The organism is Pseudomonas zhanjiangensis (assembly GCF_041027545.1).
Classification (GTDB): Bacteria; Pseudomonadota; Gammaproteobacteria; order Pseudomonadales; family Pseudomonadaceae; genus Aquipseudomonas; species Aquipseudomonas zhanjiangensis.
This window is the reverse complement of the sequence record NZ_JBFTEG010000005.1, coordinates 131,183-150,490: the sequence shown is the minus strand read 5'-3', so window position 1 is coordinate 150,490 and position 19,308 is coordinate 131,183. Positions and strand designations below refer to the sequence as shown.

The following is a 19,308-nucleotide window of genomic DNA, read 5'->3' as shown; positions in this document are numbered from 1 at the left end:
GGGACGAAGCATAAGCCTGGGCAATCTCGCCTCGCGACGATCATTCATCATCCGTATGCGCGACCATCGTCGGCCGGGTCAATCCTTGGCGAAGGCCGCCTCCAGCGCCTCGTTGATGGTGCGCAGCACCTTGACCCGGGCGAAGCGCTTGTCGTTGGCCTCGACCAGGGTCCAGGGCGCGATCTCGGTGCTGGTGCGGTCGACCATGTCCTCCACCGCCTCGCGGTACTGCGGCCACTTTTCCCGGTTGCGCCAGTCGTCCTCGGTGATCTTGAAACGCTTGAAGGGAACCTGTTCGCGCGCCTTGAAGCGCTGCAGCTGAGTGTCCTGGTCGATGGCCAGCCAGAACTTGACCACCACCACGCCGGCATCGACCAGCTGCTCCTCGAAATCGTTGATCTCGCCGTAGGCGCGCAGCCAGTCGTCGGGGCCGCAGAAGCCCTCGACGCGCTCGACCAGCACCCGCCCATACCAGGAGCGATCGAACAGGGTGAACTTGCCGCGCGACGGGATGTGCCGCCAGAAGCGCCAGAGATAGGGCTGGGCCTGCTCCTCGTCGGTCGGCGCGCCCACCGGCACGATGCGGTACTGGCGCGGATCCAGCGCCGCCGCCACCCGGCGGATGGCGCTGCCCTTGCCGGCGGCGTCATTGCCCTCGAACACCGTGACCAGGGCGTGCCTGCGCATGCGCTTGTCGCGCATCAGCCCCGACAGGCGCGCCTGCTCGGCGATCAACTGCGCCTGGTAGTCCTCCTTGTCCAGATGCTGTTCCATGTCCAGGCTGTCGAGCAGCCCGCACTTGTCCAGGCTCAGGCTCAGCGGCGCCGCATGAGGCTGCGACGGCGCCTGTGAGCCGTTGGCCAGCGCGGCCTGCAAGCCTTCCAGGAGGATGCGCCCGACCGTCAGGCTGCGGTAGTACTCGTCCACGCCCTCGATCACGTACCAGGGCGCATAGTCGCGACTGCTGCGGCGCAGCACGCGCTCGCCATAGCGCACGAACTTGTCGTAGGTCTTCGATTGCTGCCAGTCCAGCGGACTGATCCGCCAGCTGTGCAGCGGGTCGTCCTGCAAGGACTTCAGGCGCGCCTTCATCTGCTGCTTGGACAGGTGGAACCAGAACTTGAAGATCAGCGCGCCCTCATCGCAGAGCATCCGCTCCAGGCGCTCGGCACTGGCGACGCCCTGGTCGAGCACCGCGTTCTTGAAGTGCTTGTGCACCCGCCCCTGAAGGATCTGGCTGTACCAGTTGCCGAAGAACACGCCGATCCGCCCCTTGGGCGGCAACTGCCGCCAATAGCGCCAGGCCGGCGGGCGGGCCAGTTCCTCGTCGGTCTGCTGGTCGAAGGTGCTGACCTGGATCAGCCGTGGATCCATCCATTCATTGAGCAGCTTGACCGTCTCGCCCTTGCCCGCGCCCTCGATGCCGCAAAGCAGAATCAGCACGGCAAAGCGCCCCTGGGCCTTCAGCTCGTACTGCGCCTCCAGCAGGGCCTCGCGCAGGGCCGGCTCCTCGGCGTCGAAGGTGGCTTTGTCGATGATGTGACCAATCTCGGCGGATTCGAACATGGGCGGCTCCCTGACCTGAATCCCACCAGACTAGCGGACAGACCCGCCATTTGTCCGCGCCTGGAGTGCAATGCGCACCGGTCGATCGGCTAGAATGCGCGTCTGTCCAAGCCAGTCGCCACCATGCCCGATACCCCCAGCCCAGCCCCCGCCACGCAGCACGCCCAGCTCGACTGGGACGAACGCGGCCAGCCGCAGTCGCGGCTGTTCGGCGATGTGTACTTCTCCCAGGACAACGGCCTGGCAGAAACCCGCTACGTATTTCTCGCCAACAACGAACTGCCGGCGCGCTTCGCCGCCCTCGACGAAGACGCGCAACTGGTGATCGGTGAAACCGGCTTCGGTACCGGGCTGAACTTCCTCTGCGCCTGGCAATTGTTCGAACAACAGGCCCCGGCCAGCGCGCGCCTGCATTTCGTCAGCGTCGAGAAATACCCGCTGAGCCATGCCGACCTGCGCCAGGCGCTAGCCTTGTGGCCGGAACTGGCGCCGCTGGCAGACGAACTGCTGGTGCAGTACCAGGCCATCCACCCCGGCTTCCAGCGCCTGTTGCTGGCCGGCGGCCGGGTCATGCTGACGCTGCTGATCGGCGACGCCCTGGAGATGTTCGGCCAGCTCGATGCCCGCGTCGACGCCTGGTTCCTCGATGGCTTCGCCCCGGCCAAGAACCCGCAGATGTGGACCGCCGAGCTGTTCGCCGAACTGGCCAGGCTGAGCGCCCCCACGGCCACCCTCGGCACCTTCACCAGCACCGGCCACGTACGCCGCGGCCTCAACCAGGCCGGTTTCCAGATGCAACGGGTGCCCGGGCTGGGCAAGAAGTGGGAAGTGCTCAAGGGACGCTTTGTCGGCGCGGCCGCGCCCGGCGGGGTGGCGCCCGGCGGCAAACCCTGGTTCGCTCGCCCGCCGACGCCACCAGGCGAGCGCCAGGCCCTGGTGATCGGCGCCGGCCTGGCCGGTTGCGCCACGGCCGCCAGCCTGGCCGCCCGCGGCTGGCGCGTGACCCTGCTGGAGCGCCACGCCGCTATCGCCGAGGAAGCCTCGGGCAATCCCCAGGGCGTGCTCTATCTCAAGCTCTCCGCTCACGGCACGGCGCTGTCGCGGCTGGTCGTCAGCGGCTTCGGCCATACCCGGCGGCTGCTCGAACGCCTGCAGCGCGGCCGCGACTGGGACGATTGCGGCGTGCTGCAACTGGCCTTCGACGCCAAGGAGAGGCAGCGCCAGGCGCAACTGGCCGCGGCCTTTCCCAGCGACCTGCTGCTAGCGCTCGAGCGCAGCGACGCCGAAAACAAGGCCGGTGTCGGCCTGCCCGCCGGCGGCCTGTTCTACCCCCAGGCCGGCTGGGTGCACCCGCCGGCGCTGTGCCAGTGGCTGGCCGGCCAGGCCGGCATCGACCTGCAGCTGCACAGCGAGGCCCTGCAGCTGCGCCGCCACCTAGGCCTCTGGCAGGCCTGGAACGGCCAGCAGCTGCTGGCCAGCGCCCCGGTGGTGGTGCTGGCCACCGCGGCCGAGATCAAGCGTTTCCGCCAGAGTGCCGAGCTGCCACTCAAGCGCATTCGCGGACAGGTCAGCCGCCTGCCGGCCACGGCGCGGAGCGCAGCCCTGACCACCGTGGTCTGCGCCGAGGGCTATATTGCGCCGGCGCGCCAGGGCGAGCACTGCCTGGGGGCGAGCTTCGACTTCAACAGCGATGACTTGACGGTGAACAGCGCCGATCACGCCGGCAACCTGGAATTGCTCAGGGATATTTCCAGCGACCTGGCCGAGCGCCTGCAGGTCGGGCAGCTGCAGCCGGAACGACTCCAGGGCCGCGCGGCCTTCCGCTGCACCAGCCCGGACTACCTGCCCATCGTCGGTCCGCTGGCCGAGCGCGAGGCCTTCATGGCCGCCTACGCGGTATTGGGCAAGGATGCCCGCCAGGTGCCGGACAGCCCCTGCCCCTGGCTCGACGGCCTGTACATCAACAGCGGGCACGGCTCACGCGGGTTGATCACCGCGCCGCTGTCCGGCGAGCTGATCGCCGCCTGGCTGAACCAGGAGCCGCTGCCGCTGCCGCGCGACGTCGCCGAGGCCTGCCACCCCAACCGCTTCGCCCTGCGCCAGCTGATCCGCAACAGCGGCTCACCCAAGGGGTAGCCAAGAGGTAGGGTGCGCCACGCGCACCATAGGATCGCTGGTTCGCCGGAACGCCGGAATTAGCGCGGGATCTGGATGCGCGCGGCGCACCCTACGCGTTAGGACCTAACTCCATCCCCCGCCCGCAGCTTCGCAGGATGGATTAGCGGCGCGGGAGCGGCCCGCGTCGCACAAGCTGGTACCGGCCCTCACTCCATCTCGCCGCACAGCTGCGCCGCGCGCAACAAGGCGGCGGCCATGCTGTGCCGCTCCCAGTCGGTCAGGGCGGCGAAACGCTGACGAAACTCCGGCGGCAGCAGGCTCGGCGCCTGCTGCACCAGCTCACGGCCGGCATCGCTGAGCAGCAGCCACTGGCGCCGGCGATCCTGATCGTCACGCTGGCGGTGCAGCAGCCCGCGCTCCTCGAGGCGATCGAGCATGCCCGACAGGGTCGCGGCGGTCAGGCTGACCCGGCCACTGAGGTCACTCGCCGTCAATCGCGCCTCACCGGCCAGCACCTGCAGGATCATCAGCTGCATGGGCGTCAACCCGCCGAACCGGGTCAGGCGCTTGGCATGCACCTCGCCGGCCTGCTGCAGGCGCCGCAGGGACTGGAACAAGGGCAGTTCGAAGGCCATGACAGATGACAAATCTATTTCAGTCGAAACTATTTTTTCAGCCATAAACCCGCTTTCCATAACCATTACGCTTTGACATGAAAGCATTATTTTGTTCCCATGTAAAAGGTTCGGCGAGCCCGGACGACTCCCCAACGGCAATACCGGTAAGGAAGAATATGTGCGGAATAGCTGGAGAATTACGTTTTGATCAACGACCGGCCGACCTGGCTGCGGTCGAGCGAATCACCCACCACCTGGCCCCTCGCGGCCCCGATGCCCACGGCTTTCACAGCCAGGGCCCCATCGCCCTGGGCCATCGACGCCTGAAAATCATGGACCTGGCCGAGGCCTCCGGCCAACCGATGATCGACAGCGATCTTGGCCTGTCCATGGTGTTCAACGGCGCCATCTACAACTACCCGGAACTGCGTGACGAACTGGAAGGCCTCGGCTACCGCTTCTTCTCCGGCGGCGACACCGAGGTACTGCTCAAGGGCTATCACGCCTGGGGCACCGACCTGCTGCCCAAGCTCAACGGCATGTTCGCCTTCGCCGTGTGGGAGCGCGACAGCCAGCAGCTGTTCATCGCCCGCGACCGTCTCGGGGTCAAGCCACTGTACCTGTCGCGCACCGGCCAGCGCCTGCGCTTCGCCTCGAGCCTGCCGGCCCTGCTGGCCGGCGGCGACATCGGCAAGACGCTGGACCCGATCGCGCTGAACCACTACCTGAACTTCCATGCCGTGGTGCCGGCCCCGCGCACCATCCTCGCCGGGGTGGAAAAATTGCCGCCGGCCAGCTGGATGCGCGTCGACGCCCAGGGCAATGTCGAGCAGCAGAGCTGGTGGCAACTGGACTATGGGCCCAAGCGCGACGAAGTCGCCTATGGCCTGGAAGAATGGCGCGACAAGGTGCTCGACGGCATGCGCGAGGCGGTGTCGATCCGCCAGCGCGCGGCGGTGGATGTCGGCGTGCTGCTCTCCGGCGGGGTCGATTCGAGCATGCTGGTCGGCCTGCTGCGCGAGGCCGGGGTGGACAACCTGTCGACCTTCTCCATCGGCTTCCAGGATGCCGGCGGCGAGCGCGGCGACGAGTTCCAGTACTCGGACCTGATCGCCGAACGCTTCGCCACCCAGCACCATCAGTTGCGCATCGGCGAGAACGAGATCCTCGACCAGTTGCCGGCCGCCTTCCGCGCCATGAGCGAGCCGATGGTCAGCCACGACTGCATCGCCTTCTACCTGCTCTCGCGGGAAGTGGCCAAGCATTGCAAGGTGGTGCAGAGCGGCCAGGGCGCCGACGAACTGTTCGCCGGCTACCACTGGTATCCGCTGGTCGATGGCGCCGAGGATGCCTTCGGCGCCTATCGCCAGGCCTTCTTCGACCGCGACCACGACGAATACGCCGAATGCGTGCAGCCCGAATGGCTGACCGACGACCATGCCGGCGACTTCGTCCGCCAGCACTTCGCCAAGCCCGGCGCCATTGCCGCGGTGGACAAGGCCCTGCGCCTGGACAGCACGGTGATGCTGGTCGACGACCCGGTCAAGCGGGTCGACAACATGACCATGGCTTGGGGCCTGGAGGCGCGCACGCCGTTCCTCGACTACCGCCTGGCCGAACTCTCGGCGCGGATTCCGGGCCGCTTCAAGCTGCCCGACGGCGGCAAGCACGTGCTCAAGGAAGCGGCGCGCCAGGTCATCCCCAACGAGGTGATCGACCGGCCCAAGGGCTACTTCCCGGTGCCCGGGCTCAAGCACCTGGAAGGCGCCACCCTGGGTTGGGTGCGCGACCTGCTGGTCGACCCCAGCCAGGATCGCGGCCTGTTCAACCCGGCCATGCTCGATCGCCTGCTCACCGATCCACATGGCCAGCTGACGCCACTGCGCGGCTCCAAGCTGTGGCAGATGGCGGCGCTCAACCTGTGGCTGAGCGAGCACGGTCTATAACGAAGCAGGGGGGCGGGCTTAGCCCGCCCCCTGCATTGAACTGCCGTAGCCGGAAGAAATCCGGGCAGTCACGACCCCCTACACGACCCGGAGCCCATCCGGGCATTGCAGACAGCAAAGGAAAGACTCCAATGCGCGCCACTGCCTTCAATCAACGTCTTCTGCGCGGGCAGACACCCTCCTACGAGCGCCTGCAGGCGCGCTTCGCCGAAGACCGCGACAACCAACTCTGCCAACCCCGTGCCGTGCACTGTGGCTGGGGTCGCCTGCTGATCGGCCATACCTACCCGGACGCCGACCAACTGGCCCACGAACTGCTGGCCGAACGTGCCGGCGAACGCGACATCGCCCTCTATGTCGCCGCGCCCCATCAGGTGCTGGCCCACGCCCCGCAGCAGCTGTTCCTCGACCCCTCGGACACCCTGCGCCTGTGGTTCAGCGACTATCGCCCGGCCCACCGAGGCTTTCGCGGCTACCGCATCCGCCGGGCACAGAATGCCGAGGACTGGCAGGCGATCAACTGCCTGTACCAGATGCGCGGCATGCTGCCGATCGACCCGGCCAAGCTTACCCCGCGCCACCAGGGCGGCCCGACCTACTGGCTGGCCGAGGACGAAGACAGCGGCGCGGTGATCGGCTCGGTCATGGGCCTGAATCACCAGAAAGCCTTCCGCGACCCGGAAAATGGCAGCAGCCTCTGGTGCCTGGCGGTCGATCCGCGCTGCAGCCGGCCCGGGGTCGGCGAGGTGCTGGTCCGCCACCTGATCGAGCACTTTATGAGCCGCGGGCTCAGTTACCTCGACCTGTCGGTACTGCACGACAACCGCCAGGCCAAGGCGCTCTATGCCAAGCTCGGCTTTCGCGAGCTGCAGACCTTCAGCATCAAGCGCAAGAACAGCATCAACCAGCCGCTGTTCCTCGGCCCCGGGCCGGAGGCCGAACTCAATCCCTACGCCCGGATCATCGTCGATGAGGCCCTGCGTCGTGGCATCGAAGTCCAGGTCGACGACGCCGAGGCCGGCCTGTTCACCCTCAGCCACGGCGGCCGGCGCATCCGCTGCCGCGAATCGCTGAGCGACCTGACCAGCGCGGTGAGCATGACCCTGTGCCAGGACAAACGCCTGACCCACCGCGCCCTCAGCCGCGCCGGCCTAAGCCTGCCGGCACAGCGCCTGGCCGGCAACGCCGAGGAGAACGCCGCCTTCCTCGCCGAGCATGGCAGCCTGGTGGTCAAGCCGGTGGACGGCGAGCAGGGCCAGGGCGTGGCGGTCGACCTGCGCACCCCGGCCGAGGTGCAGGATGCCATCGAGCGGGCCCAGGTGTTCGACAGCCGCGTGCTGCTGGAAAGCTTCCACGCCGGCTTCGACCTGCGCATCCTGGTGATCGGCTTCGAGGTGGTCGCCGCCGCCATCCGCCGCCCGGCGGAGGTGATCGGCGATGGCCGCCACAGCATCGGCGACCTGATCGATGCGCAAAGCCGTCGGCGCCAGGCGGCCACCGGCGGCGAGAGCCGCATCCCCAAAGACGCGGAAACCCTGCGCACCCTGCATGCCGCCGGCGTCGACTACGCCAGCGTGCTGCCCCAAGGCCAGCGCCTGGCGGTGCGCAAGACCGCCAACCTGCACACCGGCGGCTGCCTGGAAGACGTCACCGACGTCCTCCACCCGACTCTCGCCGAGGCGGCGGTCAAGGCCGCGCGGGCCCTGGACATTCCGGTGGTCGGCCTCGACCTGCTGGTGCCGGCGGCGGAGCGTGCGGAGTACGTGTTCATCGAGGCCAACGAGCGTGCCGGCCTGGCCAACCACGAGCCGCAGCCCACCGCCGAGCGTTTTATCGACCTGCTGTTTCCGCTGAGCCAGATGATCAGCTGACAGTGGCCCGGCGACCGGACAACGTCCGGTTGCCGGCATCGGGCGCGGCTTGCCGCCGCGCCTCCTCCACTGCCATCGCAAGGAGCCTGCCATGCACAGATTGCCCGAGCCCGACCTCGACTACCTGAAGAAGGTCCTGCTGGAGATGCTCGCCATCCCCAGCCCCACCGGTTTCACCGACACCATCGTGCGCTACGTCGCCGAACGCCTGGAGGAGATCGGCATCCCCTTCGAGCTGACCCGCCGCGGTACCATCCGCGCCACCCTGAAGGGCAGGCAGAGCAGCCCGGACCGTGCGGTGTCGACCCACCTCGATACCATCGGTGCCATCGTCCGCACCGTGCAGGACAACGGTCGCCTGGGCCTGGCCCCGGTCGGCACCTGGTCCAGCCGCTTCGCCGAAGGCAGTCGGGTCAGCGTGTTCACCGAGACCGGGGTGATCCGCGGCAGCGTGCTGCCGCTGATGGCCTCGGGGCATACCTTCAACACCGGCATCGATCAACTACCGATCAGCTGGGATCATGTCGAACTGCGCCTGGACGCCTACTGCGCCACCCGCGCCGACTGCGACGCCCTCGGCGTGTCGATCGGCGATTTCGTCGCCTTCGACCCGTTGCCGGAGTTCACCGAGAGCGGCCATATCAGTGCCCGCCACCTCGACGACAAGGCCGGCGTGGCCGCCCTGCTCACCGCGCTCAAGGCCGTCGTCGACAGCGGCATCGAAGCGCAGATCGACTGCCACCCGCTGTTCACCATTACCGAAGAAGTCGGCTCGGGCGCGGCCGCCGCCCTGCACTGGGACGTCAGCGAGTTCGTCGGCGTGGACATCGCCCCGGTGGCGCCCGGGCAGAGCTCTACCGAACACACCGTCAGCGTGGCCATGCAGGATTCCGGCGGCCCCCACGACTACCACCTGTCGCGGCAGCTATTGCGCCTGGCCCAGGAACACGAGATTCCGGTGCGCCGCGACCTGTTCCGCTACTACCACAGTGACGCCCAGTCGGCGGTCAGCGCCGGCCACGACGTGCGCACCGCGCTGCTGGCCTTCGGCTGCGATGCCACCCATGGCTACGAGCGTACCCACATCGACAGCCTGGCCGCCCTGACCCGCCTGATCAGCGCCTACTTGCTCAGCCCGCCGGTGTTCGCCAGCGATGCGCAGCCGGGGGAGGGCTCGCTGGAGCGCTTCAGCCACCAGATCGAACATTCCGCACAGATGGAAAGTGATACCCGCGTCCCCGCCGTCGACAGCCTGCTCGGCCATCGCGATCAGGACACTTGAAGGACCCGGAACATCCGGGCAAAGTGAGCCGACAGGGAAGTCGGTGCGGCCATGGCCGCGCGCCTGGCAGGCAGCAGGGTGCGGTTGCGGGCGATTCGCGCCCCCCAAGCTGCAGGCCACGCCAGGCGATACGGCGACCTGGGCGCACCAAGCGATCAGGGCCGCAGCGACAGAGTACTCGCGACAACAATAACAAGAGGTTCGCGGATGCCGCGTATTTGCCTGGCGGTGCTGATGGTCTGGCTGTGCAATTCGGCCTGGGCGTTGCAGCCCGCCACCCTGGACGACGATGACCTGCGCCTGTCCTTAGGCCCCTTCATGGGCTACCTGGAGGACCCCGCCGGAGAGATGACGCTCAGTCAGGTCAGCAGCATCCCCGACCAGCGCTTCGTGCCCGTGCGCGGCGACCACGCCAACCTCGGCAAGAACAAGTCGGTGTGGTGGTTCAAGATCCGCCTGAGCAATCGCCTGGCCCATGACCTGGGTGGCTACCTTGAGATCAACTACCCGCTGCTCGATCACCTGCAGCTTTACCAGGCAGCGCCAGACGGTAGCTGGCGGATGCAGGAAAGCGGCGACCGCTACGCCTTCTCCCAGCGGCCGGTGCAGGTGCGCAACTTCTGGTTCCCGCTCGAACTGACGCCCGGCGACAACACCCTGCTGATCCGCGTGGACACCACCAGCACGGTGTTCATGCCGGTGTACTTCAGCTCCTATGGCGCCAGCGCGGTCGCCCAGGAAAACCTGATGGGCATCAACGGCGCCTTCTATGGCGTGCTGTTCGCGATGTTCTGCTACAACCTGTTCCTGTTCCTCTCGCTGCGCGAGTCGGCCTATTTCTGGTACCTGGTCTACAACCTGAATATCGGCCTGTTCGCCGCCAGCTTCGACGGCATGCTGTTCAAGCTGTTGCCCGACAACATCGGCCTGCAGTCGCTGAGCATCTATATCCTGATGTACCTGCACTGCTTCAGCGCGACCCAGTTCAGCCGTCACTTCCTGCACACCCGCCAGTACTTCCCGCGCCTGGACCTGGGCCTGCGCCTGTTCATGCTGGCCTCGGTCGGCTGCCTGGTGTCCTTGCCCCTGATCGACCTGCAGGCCTGGAACATCCTCGCCAGCCTGACCGTGCTGGCGGTGTCCTCGATGCTCCTGCTCAGCGGCGTCTATGTCTGGCGCAAGGGCCTGCGCTACGGCTCCTACTACATTCTCGCCTGGGGCATCCTGCTCGCCTCCTTCATCATCGCGACCAGCGGCTCGCTGGGGATCGAGCTGCTCGGCCTGTATGGCGCGGCGCTGGTGAAGATTGGCGTGACCATCGAGTTGCTGACGCTGTCCTTCGGCCTGGCCGATCGCATCAACATGCTCAAGGAGGAAGGTTTCCAGTCGCGCCGCGCCGCCGAGCGGGCAGAGGCCGAGAACCAGGCCAAGAGCCGCTTCCTGGCGGTGATGAGCCATGAAATCCGTACCCCGCTCAATGGCGTGCTGGGCATGCTGCAGCTGCTCCGGGAAACCCCGCTGGACCGCAGCCAGCGGCTCTACGTCGACAACATCTCCAGCTCGGGCAGCCTGTTGATGGCGGTGATCAACGACATCCTCGACTACGCGCGCATCGAGTCGGGCAAACTCAGCCTGGAGCACATTGAGTTCGACCTGGAGCAACTGATCTCCGACACCCTCAGTCTCTTCACCGGGCAGGCGCTGGACAAGCGCCTGCGCCTCTATGTCAGCCTCGAAGGCGGCGTGCCGCGGCGCATCCAGGGCGACCCCACGCGGCTCAAGCAGGTGCTGATGAACCTGATCAGCAACGCCCTGAAATTCACCGCCGAGGGTCACGTCGCCGTCAACGTCTGCCGGCGCAGCGACTCGCATGGCGCGCCGCACCTGATCTTCGCGGTCAGCGACAGCGGCATCGGCATCGACGAGCAGGCGCTGGCCCAGCTGTTCGAGTCGTTTTCCCAGGGCGACTCCAGCACCACCCGCCGCTATGGCGGCAGCGGTCTGGGCCTAGCGATCAGCAAGGAGCTGGTGGAACTGATGGGCGGGCGCATCGAGGTGCAGAGCACGCCGGGCCACGGCACCCGCTTCGCCTTCGACATTCCCCTGGCCAGGGCGGCCAACGAAGACGAGCCGTTGAACGACCTGCTGCGCGGCCGTCCGGCACTGCTCACCTCCCTCGACGGCCTGGGACTGGATGCCCTGAGTCGCCTGCTCGGGCGCTGGGGCATGCGCACCGAGTGCTGCCAGACCCCGGAAAGCCTGCTCGGCCACCTGACCGAATACAGCACGCCGCCGCTGCTGGTGCTGATGTCGCCCTGGCCGGGTAGCGCCCAGCACTGGCTGGACTCGCTGCGCCCGCACCTGCACCCCGAGCAGCGGGTGCTGCTGCTGTGCCCGCCCGCCCAGTGCCACGATCTGCCCACCAGCAACGGGCTGAGGCTGCGCAGCCTGGCCCTGCCCCTGGTGATCACGGCCCTGCGCGAGGCCCTGCTGGCGCTCTACTCGGAGCGCAGCGCCGAGGTCTACAACCTACCCCAGCCGGCGCCCGTCGACAGCCCGAATGCGCCCTGCATCCTGGTCGCCGAAGACAACCCGGTGAATCAGCTGGTGGTCCAGGGCTTCCTCAAGAAGCGCGGCTACAGCGTGCGCGTGGTGGGCAACGGCCAGGCCGCGCTGAAGGAATATCAACGCAACCCGGCGGCTATCCAGTTGATCCTGATGGATTGCGAGATGCCGGAGATGGACGGTTTCGAAGCCACCCGGCAGATCCGTCGGCTGGAGGCGCACAACCGCCTCGCCGCCGTGCCCATCATCGCGCTGACCGCCCACACCCTGGCCGAACACCGCGAATACGGCAGCCGGGCGGGCATGAATGACTTTCTCGGCAAGCCGCTGGACAGCACCCAGCTGTACAGCACCCTGGAGCGCTTCCTGGTCGGCAAGGCCGCGGATGCGCCCAGCTGATGCCTGGCGATGGGCGATGGCTGAACTAGCCGGCCGCCGCAACCATGGCCAGGCGCGCCCCGACGCGCTAGCATCGCGGCTGCGTTTTGGAGACCCCGCCGTGTTGATTCCCCCGCACCTGCTTGAAGCCGACACCCTGACCCGCCTGATCGAAGACTTCGTCACCCGCGACGGCACCGACAATGGCGATGAAACCCCACTGGAAACCCGGGTGCAGCGTGTGCGTCGCGCCCTGGACAAGGGCGAGGCGGTGATCGTCTTCGACCCGGAGAGCCAGCAATGCCAGCTGGCGTTGAAACGTGATGTGCCCAGGGAGTGGCTGCTGGCAGATGGCGACTAAGCGCTGCGCAGAAGCGCTCCCCCGGATTGCGCTGACGCCAATCCAGGCTACGACTGCAACTCTGTAGGGGAGATCGGGGTGCGTAGCCGAGGCTTCATCCAGCCACCCGCGACGATGGTGGATGAAAGCGACGTCATCCACCCTACTCCATCCCTATGGCCAGGAGCTCTCCGCAAAGAGCCGCCACCCGCCTCGGTCAATCAGGCTGACGCTAGCCGCGCACTCCGCCCTCGCGCTCCCAGGCGCAGCGCACGCGCAGCTCGCCTTCCTGGGGGCTGTGCAGGCCAGCGTCGGACTCCCAGCGGAAGGTGTGGGTGCCGTTCAGCTCGGTCTCCAGGTGCACCACGGCGCTGGCCCAGTACAGGCGCTTGAGCAGCGCCTCGAACTGTTCGACCCACAGGCTCCATTCGTACTCCACCGCCCGGTAGCTGGCGCCGAAATGGATCACCTGGGTCTGGTACAGGCCGTCGCCCGGTTGCCGGCAGAAGGCAAACATCTCGCGCCCGAGGAACGGCCAGGCATCGCCGGCCGGCAACTCGCTCAGCACCTGACGATTGATCTCGCGACGCAGGCGGCTTTCCTCGGGGCCGGCGGACGGCCAGTCGCGGATGCAGCCGTAGACGATGGATTCAGACTCCACACCGGCACTCCAGAAAATCAAGGCTGCCTTCTATCACAGCCCTGCCAGGCAAGAAAGGAACTGCGGATAATCTTTGTCGACTGGCGGCCAAAATGGCGCGAAAGCGTCGGGGCTGGGCCGCCTCAGTGAGCCCATTGCTCCGGCTGGACGGCTAGGGTTGCGCTGCGCCGATCAGCGCCCCTGCGCGGCGCGGCGGCCTGCTCAGCAGCCCCGCCAGCAGGGTCATCAGCAGCGCCAGGGCGGTGAGCACGATAAAGGGCAGCCGGTAGTCGCCGGACAGATCGCGCGCCAGCCCCGTGAGGATAGGCGTCACGCAGGCCATGCCGTAGCCCATGCACAGCATCATCGCCGTCCAGCGGCTGACCGCCAGCGGCGAGCCGGCCTCGTACAAGGGCAATACCAGCGCCAAGGCAAAAGAGCCGCCCAGGCCGCAACCGATGCTCAGCGCCCAGAGTTCCGGCAGCAGGGTCGGTCGCCAGGTGATCATCGCCAGGCTCAGCGCCGACACCAGGCCACAGCCCATCAGCAACCGGTAGCGGTTGAACCGCTGCGCCAGCCAAGGCAGCAGGAAAGAACTGGGCAAGCCCATCAGCATCGAGAGGCTGAACAGGCTGTTGCTGCGCAGCAGGGTCAGGCCGGCCTCGTGATAACGCGCCACCACCCAGGTCGCCAAGGCGTAGAACAGCCCGGCCTGGATCGCGAAGAAGCAACTGATCATCCAGGCCCGCAGCTGTCGCCACGGCAGGCCGCCCCTGGCCTCGGCGCCATCGGCGGTCTCGGCCCGATTGGGCAGGCGCCACCATAGCAGCAGGCCCAGCAGGGCCGGCAGCGCCCACAGCGCCAAACCCTGGGTCCAGCTATCGCCGAGCAGGCGAGTGGCCGGCGCCGTCAGTACCGCGCCGCCGGCACCGCCGATGGCCATGCCCAGGGAATACCAACCGACCACCCGCCCCATCTGCTCGACGAAATGGCGCTTGATGAAGCCCGAAAGCAGGGGCCCGGCGATGGCGATGGCCGCGCCCAGCAGCACGGCGCTGCCGATCAGGATGACGCTGAGTTGACCGGCCAGACGCAGCAACAGGGCCAGGGTAATCACGCCCATGCACAGGGCGATGGTGCGCTCCAGCCCCAGGCGCAGGGCCAGGCGCGGCGCGACAGGCGCCAGCAGGCCCATGCACAGCACCGGCAAGGCGGTGGTCAGACTGATCAGGCTGCGGCTCAACGCCAACTCGTCGGCGATGCGCTCGATCAAGGGCGCCAGCGAGGTGATTCCGGGGCGCAGGTTGATCGCCGCCAGCACCAGGGCCAGCAGCAGGACGATAGGTTTCACGCGTGGTTCAACATGATGACGGCGAGGCGGCCGGGCCAGCCACCCTAACGCCGAGGCCGGCCTGGAGCAAGCCCGGCGCCCAGCAAACTGACCAATTGGTCAGCCCGGCTGGACAGGTGCTGGGCGCGCCAGACGGGCCCGGGTTCAGCCCTGCTTGGCCTTGGCGCGCATCCGCTCGGCCATGCCGATCATCTCGTCATAGAGCAACTGCGGATTCTTCTGCTTCAGCGCCCAGGCCATGCGCCCCTGCTCATGGGGCAGAATCATGAACTCGCCCTTGGCGATCTCGTCGTAGATATAGTCGGCGATGTCCGCGGCGCTGATCGGCGAAGTTTCCAGCAGCTTGCCGACCTGGGCCTTCATCGCCGGAGTCGGGCCACGGAACGAATCGAGCAGGTTGGTCTGGAAGAACGAGGGGCAGACCACGTGCACGCCGATTTCCTGGGCATGCAGGTCGACCAGCAGGCTTTCCGACAAGGCCACCACACCGGCCTTGGCCACGTTGTAGTTGCTCATCGCCGGCCCCTGCATCAGCGCCGCCATGGAGGCGATGTTGACGATCTTGCCCTTGCTGCGCTCGAGCAGCGGCAGGAACGCCTTGCAGCCCTTGACCACCCCCATCAGGTTGATCGCGATCTGCCAGTCCCAATCCTCCAGCGACAACTCGCTGAAGAAGCCGCCGGAGGCCACCCCGGCGTTGTTGACGATCACGTCGATACCGCCGAATTTTTCCTCACAGGCCTGCGCCAAGGCAGTCAGCTGGCTGTAGTCGCGCACATCGCAGCGCTGGGTAAAGCCCTCGCCACCGGCGGCGCGCACCAACTGCAGGGTCTCGGCCAGCCCCGCCTCATTGACATCCGCCAGCGCCAGGCGCCAGCCCTCCCGCGCCCAGCGCAGGGCGATTTCACGCCCCAAGCCCGAGCCTGCGCCGGTAATCATCATGCGATTCTGCATAGGAAAGCCGCCTTGTAGTGCTATGAAAGATGGAGCGAGTGTAGCGAAGGAAACACCCCGCCCCACGCACAATCAGGCTGATGAATGACCAAGGCAAACCGCACCCAGCAGCCCGGCAGCGGGTAGGCCGCATTCTCTCGCAGAAGCGCCTGCCCAGGGCATGGCAGGCGCCTCTTCAACGGCCTATTGCTGCGAAGCGGCGGCCTTCGCAGTGGCCGGCGGCCTCACCCCCAGCAGAATGCCGACCGGGAACCAGACCAGCACCCAATAGGGGCTGAGACGATGGAAGATGGCATACACATCGGAAACCATCGCCACCATGGCAAACACCAACAAGGCCAGCCCCACCCGCGCCAGCGGCTGCGCCCGGCACACCCAGCCCTTATGCAGCAGACTCAGCAACAACAACACGAACAGGCCGATACCGACGATGCCGTACTCATACCAGAGCTGCAGGTAGAGGCTGTGGGCGTGCAAATAGCGGGTCGTGGAATTAGGCAACTGGAAAAAAAGATCTGCCCCCGCTCCAGCCCCCAGCAACCAGAAACCGGCAAATTGCTCTGCCCAGTTGGCCCAGATAGGGTGACGCCCATTCACCCCAATGCGTTGCTCATGTTGAAATTCTGGCCAGAACAGCGGCGCACTGACGACAACCAACAAACAACCAATGCCTATCAATGTTCGCGATTTGATGTTCGGAAACAACAAGAGCACAAGCACGCCGCCTGCTGCCGTAGACAACCAGGCGCCGCGCGAAAACGTAAAGAGCACATAGGCGAGCAAACCAAGCATCGCCAAGACCAGCACGCCCATCTGCCAGATGCGTAACTTTTGCCCCACGAAGAGATAGGTCAAAAGCACGGCAAAAACCCCATAGTACATGCCAGCGACAATAGGATTATCCAGGTCCGCCAGGCCGCCCCACCCCAACTCGCTCAGTCGCACGGCCCTGTACTTCAGAGGCTTATCCAGTACGCCAAACTGGTAGACAAGCGTCCACCAGGCAAAGATCGCCGCCACCAGCACCACGGCAACCAGTAGAAAATTAAAGGCTCGCTCGTGCCGAGTCAGACTCGCCACGGTAAAGACGTAAAGCAGGATCAGCGCGTCAATCTTGAGCCAATAAGCCAGCCCGTGCGTGGAGCCGGTATTGAACGCGCCCGTCAACACTACCCAGGCCAGCAAGCACACAAGAATCAACCCGGGCGCCTGGCTCCAGATGTGCAAATCCAAACGCCGCCAAGCAAGAAGAATCAGGGCCGGCACGAACAACACCAAGTACGCTTGAGTCGCATAACGACTACCGTCGCTATTGAACAACAGCCCTGACATTTGCACGAAAAGACCAACTACCAAGACACACAACCAAGCACTAGGCAATGCCAGGTCTGAGCGTTTCAAACTTCGACTAAAGGTCACACTACTCTTCCTTTCTAAGGCTCGATGCGCCGCTGCTGATGAATCCAATCGACGATCGCGCCTTCCGGCTGGTAGCCACTGACAGTGGCTCGCAGTAGCTGCCGTACGCGGTCGTAATCGTCACGTTCGACTGCATTGAGCAAATCGGCCAATACCTTCTTGAAGGCTTCCCAAGGCAAGGAATCCTCGTTTGCGCGCATGATCATCGGGTGATCGGTTGGGCTGACGTTGTCGCCGATCAGCAACTCCTCATAGAGTTTTTCACCTGGACGCAAGCCAGTGAACTCAATCGCGATATCGCCGTGCGGGTTCGTTTCCGAGCGCACGCTGAGGCCGCTCAGGTGGATCATCTTCTCCGCCAGTTCGACGATTTTCACCGGCTGGCCCATGTCCAGCACGAATACATCGCCACCCTGGCCCATGGCACCGGCCTGGATCACCAGCTGCGCCGCCTCGGGAATCGTCATGAAATAGCGGGTGATATTCGGATGAGTCACCGTCACCGGCCCGCCACGCCGAATCTGGTCATGGAATAAGGGAATAACCGAGCCGGAAGAGCCCAGCACATTGCCGAAACGCACCATGGTGAATCGAGTCTTGTTGACGCGATGCACTCCATCGTCATTCCTGAACAGCACAGGCGCTGGTTCTGCACTCAAGGCCTGCAGCACCATCTCCGCAAGACGCTTGGTACTGCCCATCACGTTGGTCGGGCGCACGGCCTTGTCTGTGGAAATCAGCACGAAGTGCTCGACACCGGCCTTGATCGCCGCCTGAGCGGTGAAGGTGGACCCCAGCACATTGTTCAGCACGCCCTCGGCGATATTGTGCTCGACCATCGGCACGTGCTTGTACGCCGCCGCGTGATACACGGTATTCACCGCCCAGGTACGCATCACATCGAACAATCGCCCGGCGTTGCGAATAGATCCCAGGATAGGCACCAGCCGCACAGGCAGCGACTCGCGCTGAACGCGCTGCTCCAGTTCGCTGTGAATGCTGTACAGATTGAATTCGCTGTGTTCGAACAACAGCAAGGTGGCTGGACCGATCGCCACGATCTGCCGGCACAATTCCGAACCGATGGACCCACCGGCACCAGTCACCATCACCACTTGGCCGCGAATACAACGCTCGAACAAAGCCTGCTGCGGCGGCACCGGGTCACGCCCGAGCAAGTCGGCAATGTCCACTTCCTGCACATCCTCGACCTTGACCCGGCCGCTGGCCAGGTCCATGAAGCCCGGAACGCTACGAACATGCAGCGGATATTGCTCGAGCAGGCTCAAAATCTCGCGACGGCGCCCACGACTGGCCGAGGGAATCGCCAGCAGAATCTCTTCTGCCCCGGTCTCATCGATCAACTGCTGGATGTGCTTGGAGGTGAACACACGCAGGCCTGCGATCACCCTATTGGCGATATTGGCGTCATCGTCGATGAAGGCCACCGGGCGCATCGCCCGCCCCAGTCGCAGAGCTGCAACCAGCTGGTTGCCGGCCGCGCCAGCGCCATAGACCGCAACCTTCGGCAAACCAGCGTCGCGCCCCTTGAACCGCATAGGCTGATCCGAGGAGTACCAGTCCCCCATGAAATATTGCCGCATGAACAGGCGTAGCCCGCCAATCATCACCAGGCTCAGCCACCAGTAGTTGAACACCATCGAGCGAGGAATAGGCTTGGGCGCCTCCTGATACCAATACACCACTAGCGCCAGAAACAGGGCTGACAACGTGACCGCCTTGCCAATGGCGAGCAATGCATCGTTACCGAAATAGCGCATCACCGCCCGGTACATGCCGAAGCGAACGAACAGAGGTACGGCTATCAGCGGCGTCACGCTGAACAGCCAGAAATGACCGGCAAAGGGCTCGATGCTTCTGGAGTCGCCCAAACGCACGACAAAGGCCAGCCACAGCGCAGCCCACACCAACCCCACGTCCACCGCGACCTGAATCAACCGCTTATGCCGACGGGGCAGTTTGATCAGACGACTACGCATTTTCTCGGCAAGTCTTAACACAACGATCCCTCAAATTTCTCAGGCTACTTTCGAGCCAATTACCACCCGTAACATTGCCCAGCAAAAAAACTGGGGCTCACTGCCGCTCACGAGAATGTCTCCGGCAGATTTACTGAATACCCCCTGCCTCGGGAGAGCCGACCGGATTGCGGAGCTTGTGGCAGCCAGATAAACACGTGATCTACGGCTAAAGCGGAAGCCTTCCGTACAAAACGTCAAAAATCAGCGCGCTGACGTCCA

The 19,308-nt window shown here is 65.5% G+C and carries 13 protein-coding genes; 6 read left to right on the top strand and 7 right to left on the bottom strand.

What is annotated here, in order from left to right; all coding sequences use genetic code 11:
* Nucleotides 1-78: 78 nt before the first annotated feature.
* A complete protein-coding gene (pap, locus tag AB5S05_RS08935) occupies nucleotides 79-1,566 on the bottom strand; it encodes a polyphosphate:AMP phosphotransferase (protein WP_369287150.1) in 1,488 nt (495 codons plus the stop codon).
* Between the two features lie 123 nt (nucleotides 1,567-1,689).
* Between pap and mnmC the strand changes: the two genes are divergently transcribed.
* Entirely contained in the window at nucleotides 1,690-3,702 is a 2,013-nt protein-coding gene (mnmC, locus tag AB5S05_RS08930) for a bifunctional tRNA (5-methylaminomethyl-2-thiouridine)(34)-methyltransferase MnmC2/FAD-dependent 5-carboxymethylaminomethyl-2-thiouridine(34) oxidoreductase MnmC1 (protein WP_369287149.1), read from the top strand.
* A 188-nt stretch (nucleotides 3,703-3,890) separates the two neighbouring features.
* Here the strand turns inward: mnmC and AB5S05_RS08925 are convergent, their stop codons facing one another.
* Nucleotides 3,891-4,364: a MarR family winged helix-turn-helix transcriptional regulator gene (locus AB5S05_RS08925; protein WP_369287148.1), complete on the bottom strand. Its 474-nt coding sequence runs from the start codon at nucleotides 4,362-4,364 to the stop codon at nucleotides 3,891-3,893.
* A 113-nt stretch (nucleotides 4,365-4,477) separates the two neighbouring features.
* Here AB5S05_RS08925 and AB5S05_RS08920 point away from each other — a divergent pair, with 113 nt between their 5' ends.
* The 5 genes from AB5S05_RS08920 to AB5S05_RS08900 all read left to right on the top strand — a co-directional run bounded on the left by AB5S05_RS08920 (nucleotide 4,478) and on the right by AB5S05_RS08900 (nucleotide 12,704).
* A complete protein-coding gene (locus AB5S05_RS08920) occupies nucleotides 4,478-6,247 on the top strand; it encodes an N-acetylglutaminylglutamine amidotransferase (RefSeq protein WP_369287147.1) in 1,770 nt (589 codons plus the stop codon).
* Between the two features lie 131 nt (nucleotides 6,248-6,378).
* Nucleotides 6,379-8,118: an N-acetylglutaminylglutamine synthetase gene (gene ngg / locus AB5S05_RS08915; protein ID WP_369287146.1), complete on the top strand. Its 1,740-nt coding sequence runs from the start codon at nucleotides 6,379-6,381 to the stop codon at nucleotides 8,116-8,118.
* Between the two features lie 91 nt (nucleotides 8,119-8,209).
* Nucleotides 8,210-9,400, top strand: a complete 1,191-nt coding sequence (locus AB5S05_RS08910; RefSeq protein WP_369287145.1) for an osmoprotectant NAGGN system M42 family peptidase — start codon at nucleotides 8,210-8,212, stop codon at nucleotides 9,398-9,400.
* Nucleotides 9,401-9,607: 207 nt separating this feature from the next.
* Entirely contained in the window at nucleotides 9,608-12,364 is a 2,757-nt protein-coding gene (locus tag AB5S05_RS08905) for a hybrid sensor histidine kinase/response regulator (protein WP_369287144.1), read from the top strand.
* A 100-nt stretch (nucleotides 12,365-12,464) separates the two neighbouring features.
* A complete protein-coding gene (locus tag AB5S05_RS08900) occupies nucleotides 12,465-12,704 on the top strand; it encodes a YheU family protein (RefSeq protein WP_369287143.1) in 240 nt (79 codons plus the stop codon).
* A 211-nt stretch (nucleotides 12,705-12,915) separates the two neighbouring features.
* Here the strand turns inward: AB5S05_RS08900 and AB5S05_RS08895 are convergent, their stop codons facing one another.
* The 5 genes from AB5S05_RS08895 to AB5S05_RS08875 form a co-directional block, all read right to left on the bottom strand.
* The gene (locus tag AB5S05_RS08895; RefSeq protein ID WP_369287142.1) at nucleotides 12,916-13,344 is read right to left on the bottom strand and encodes a hypothetical protein; all 429 of its coding nucleotides are present in this window, start codon (nucleotides 13,342-13,344) and stop codon (nucleotides 12,916-12,918) included.
* Nucleotides 13,345-13,495: 151 nt separating this feature from the next.
* Nucleotides 13,496-14,674 (bottom strand): MFS transporter, encoded by a 1,179-nt coding sequence (locus tag AB5S05_RS08890; RefSeq protein WP_369287141.1) that lies wholly within the window; start codon nucleotides 14,672-14,674, stop codon nucleotides 13,496-13,498.
* A 144-nt stretch (nucleotides 14,675-14,818) separates the two neighbouring features.
* On the bottom strand, nucleotides 14,819-15,628 hold the full coding sequence (locus AB5S05_RS08885) for an SDR family oxidoreductase (protein WP_369287140.1): 810 nt from the start codon (nucleotides 15,626-15,628) through the stop codon (nucleotides 14,819-14,821).
* A 183-nt stretch (nucleotides 15,629-15,811) separates the two neighbouring features.
* Nucleotides 15,812-17,047 carry an O-antigen ligase family protein gene (locus tag AB5S05_RS08880; protein ID WP_369287139.1) on the bottom strand — a complete coding sequence of 412 codons (1,236 nt, stop codon included), beginning with the start codon at nucleotides 17,045-17,047 and terminating at the stop codon, nucleotides 15,812-15,814.
* A 14-nt stretch (nucleotides 17,048-17,061) separates the two neighbouring features.
* Complete coding sequence (locus tag AB5S05_RS08875; RefSeq protein WP_369287138.1) at nucleotides 17,062-19,047, bottom strand: polysaccharide biosynthesis protein; 1,986 nt, start codon at nucleotides 19,045-19,047, stop codon at nucleotides 17,062-17,064.
* Nucleotides 19,048-19,308: the final 261 nt, after the last annotated feature.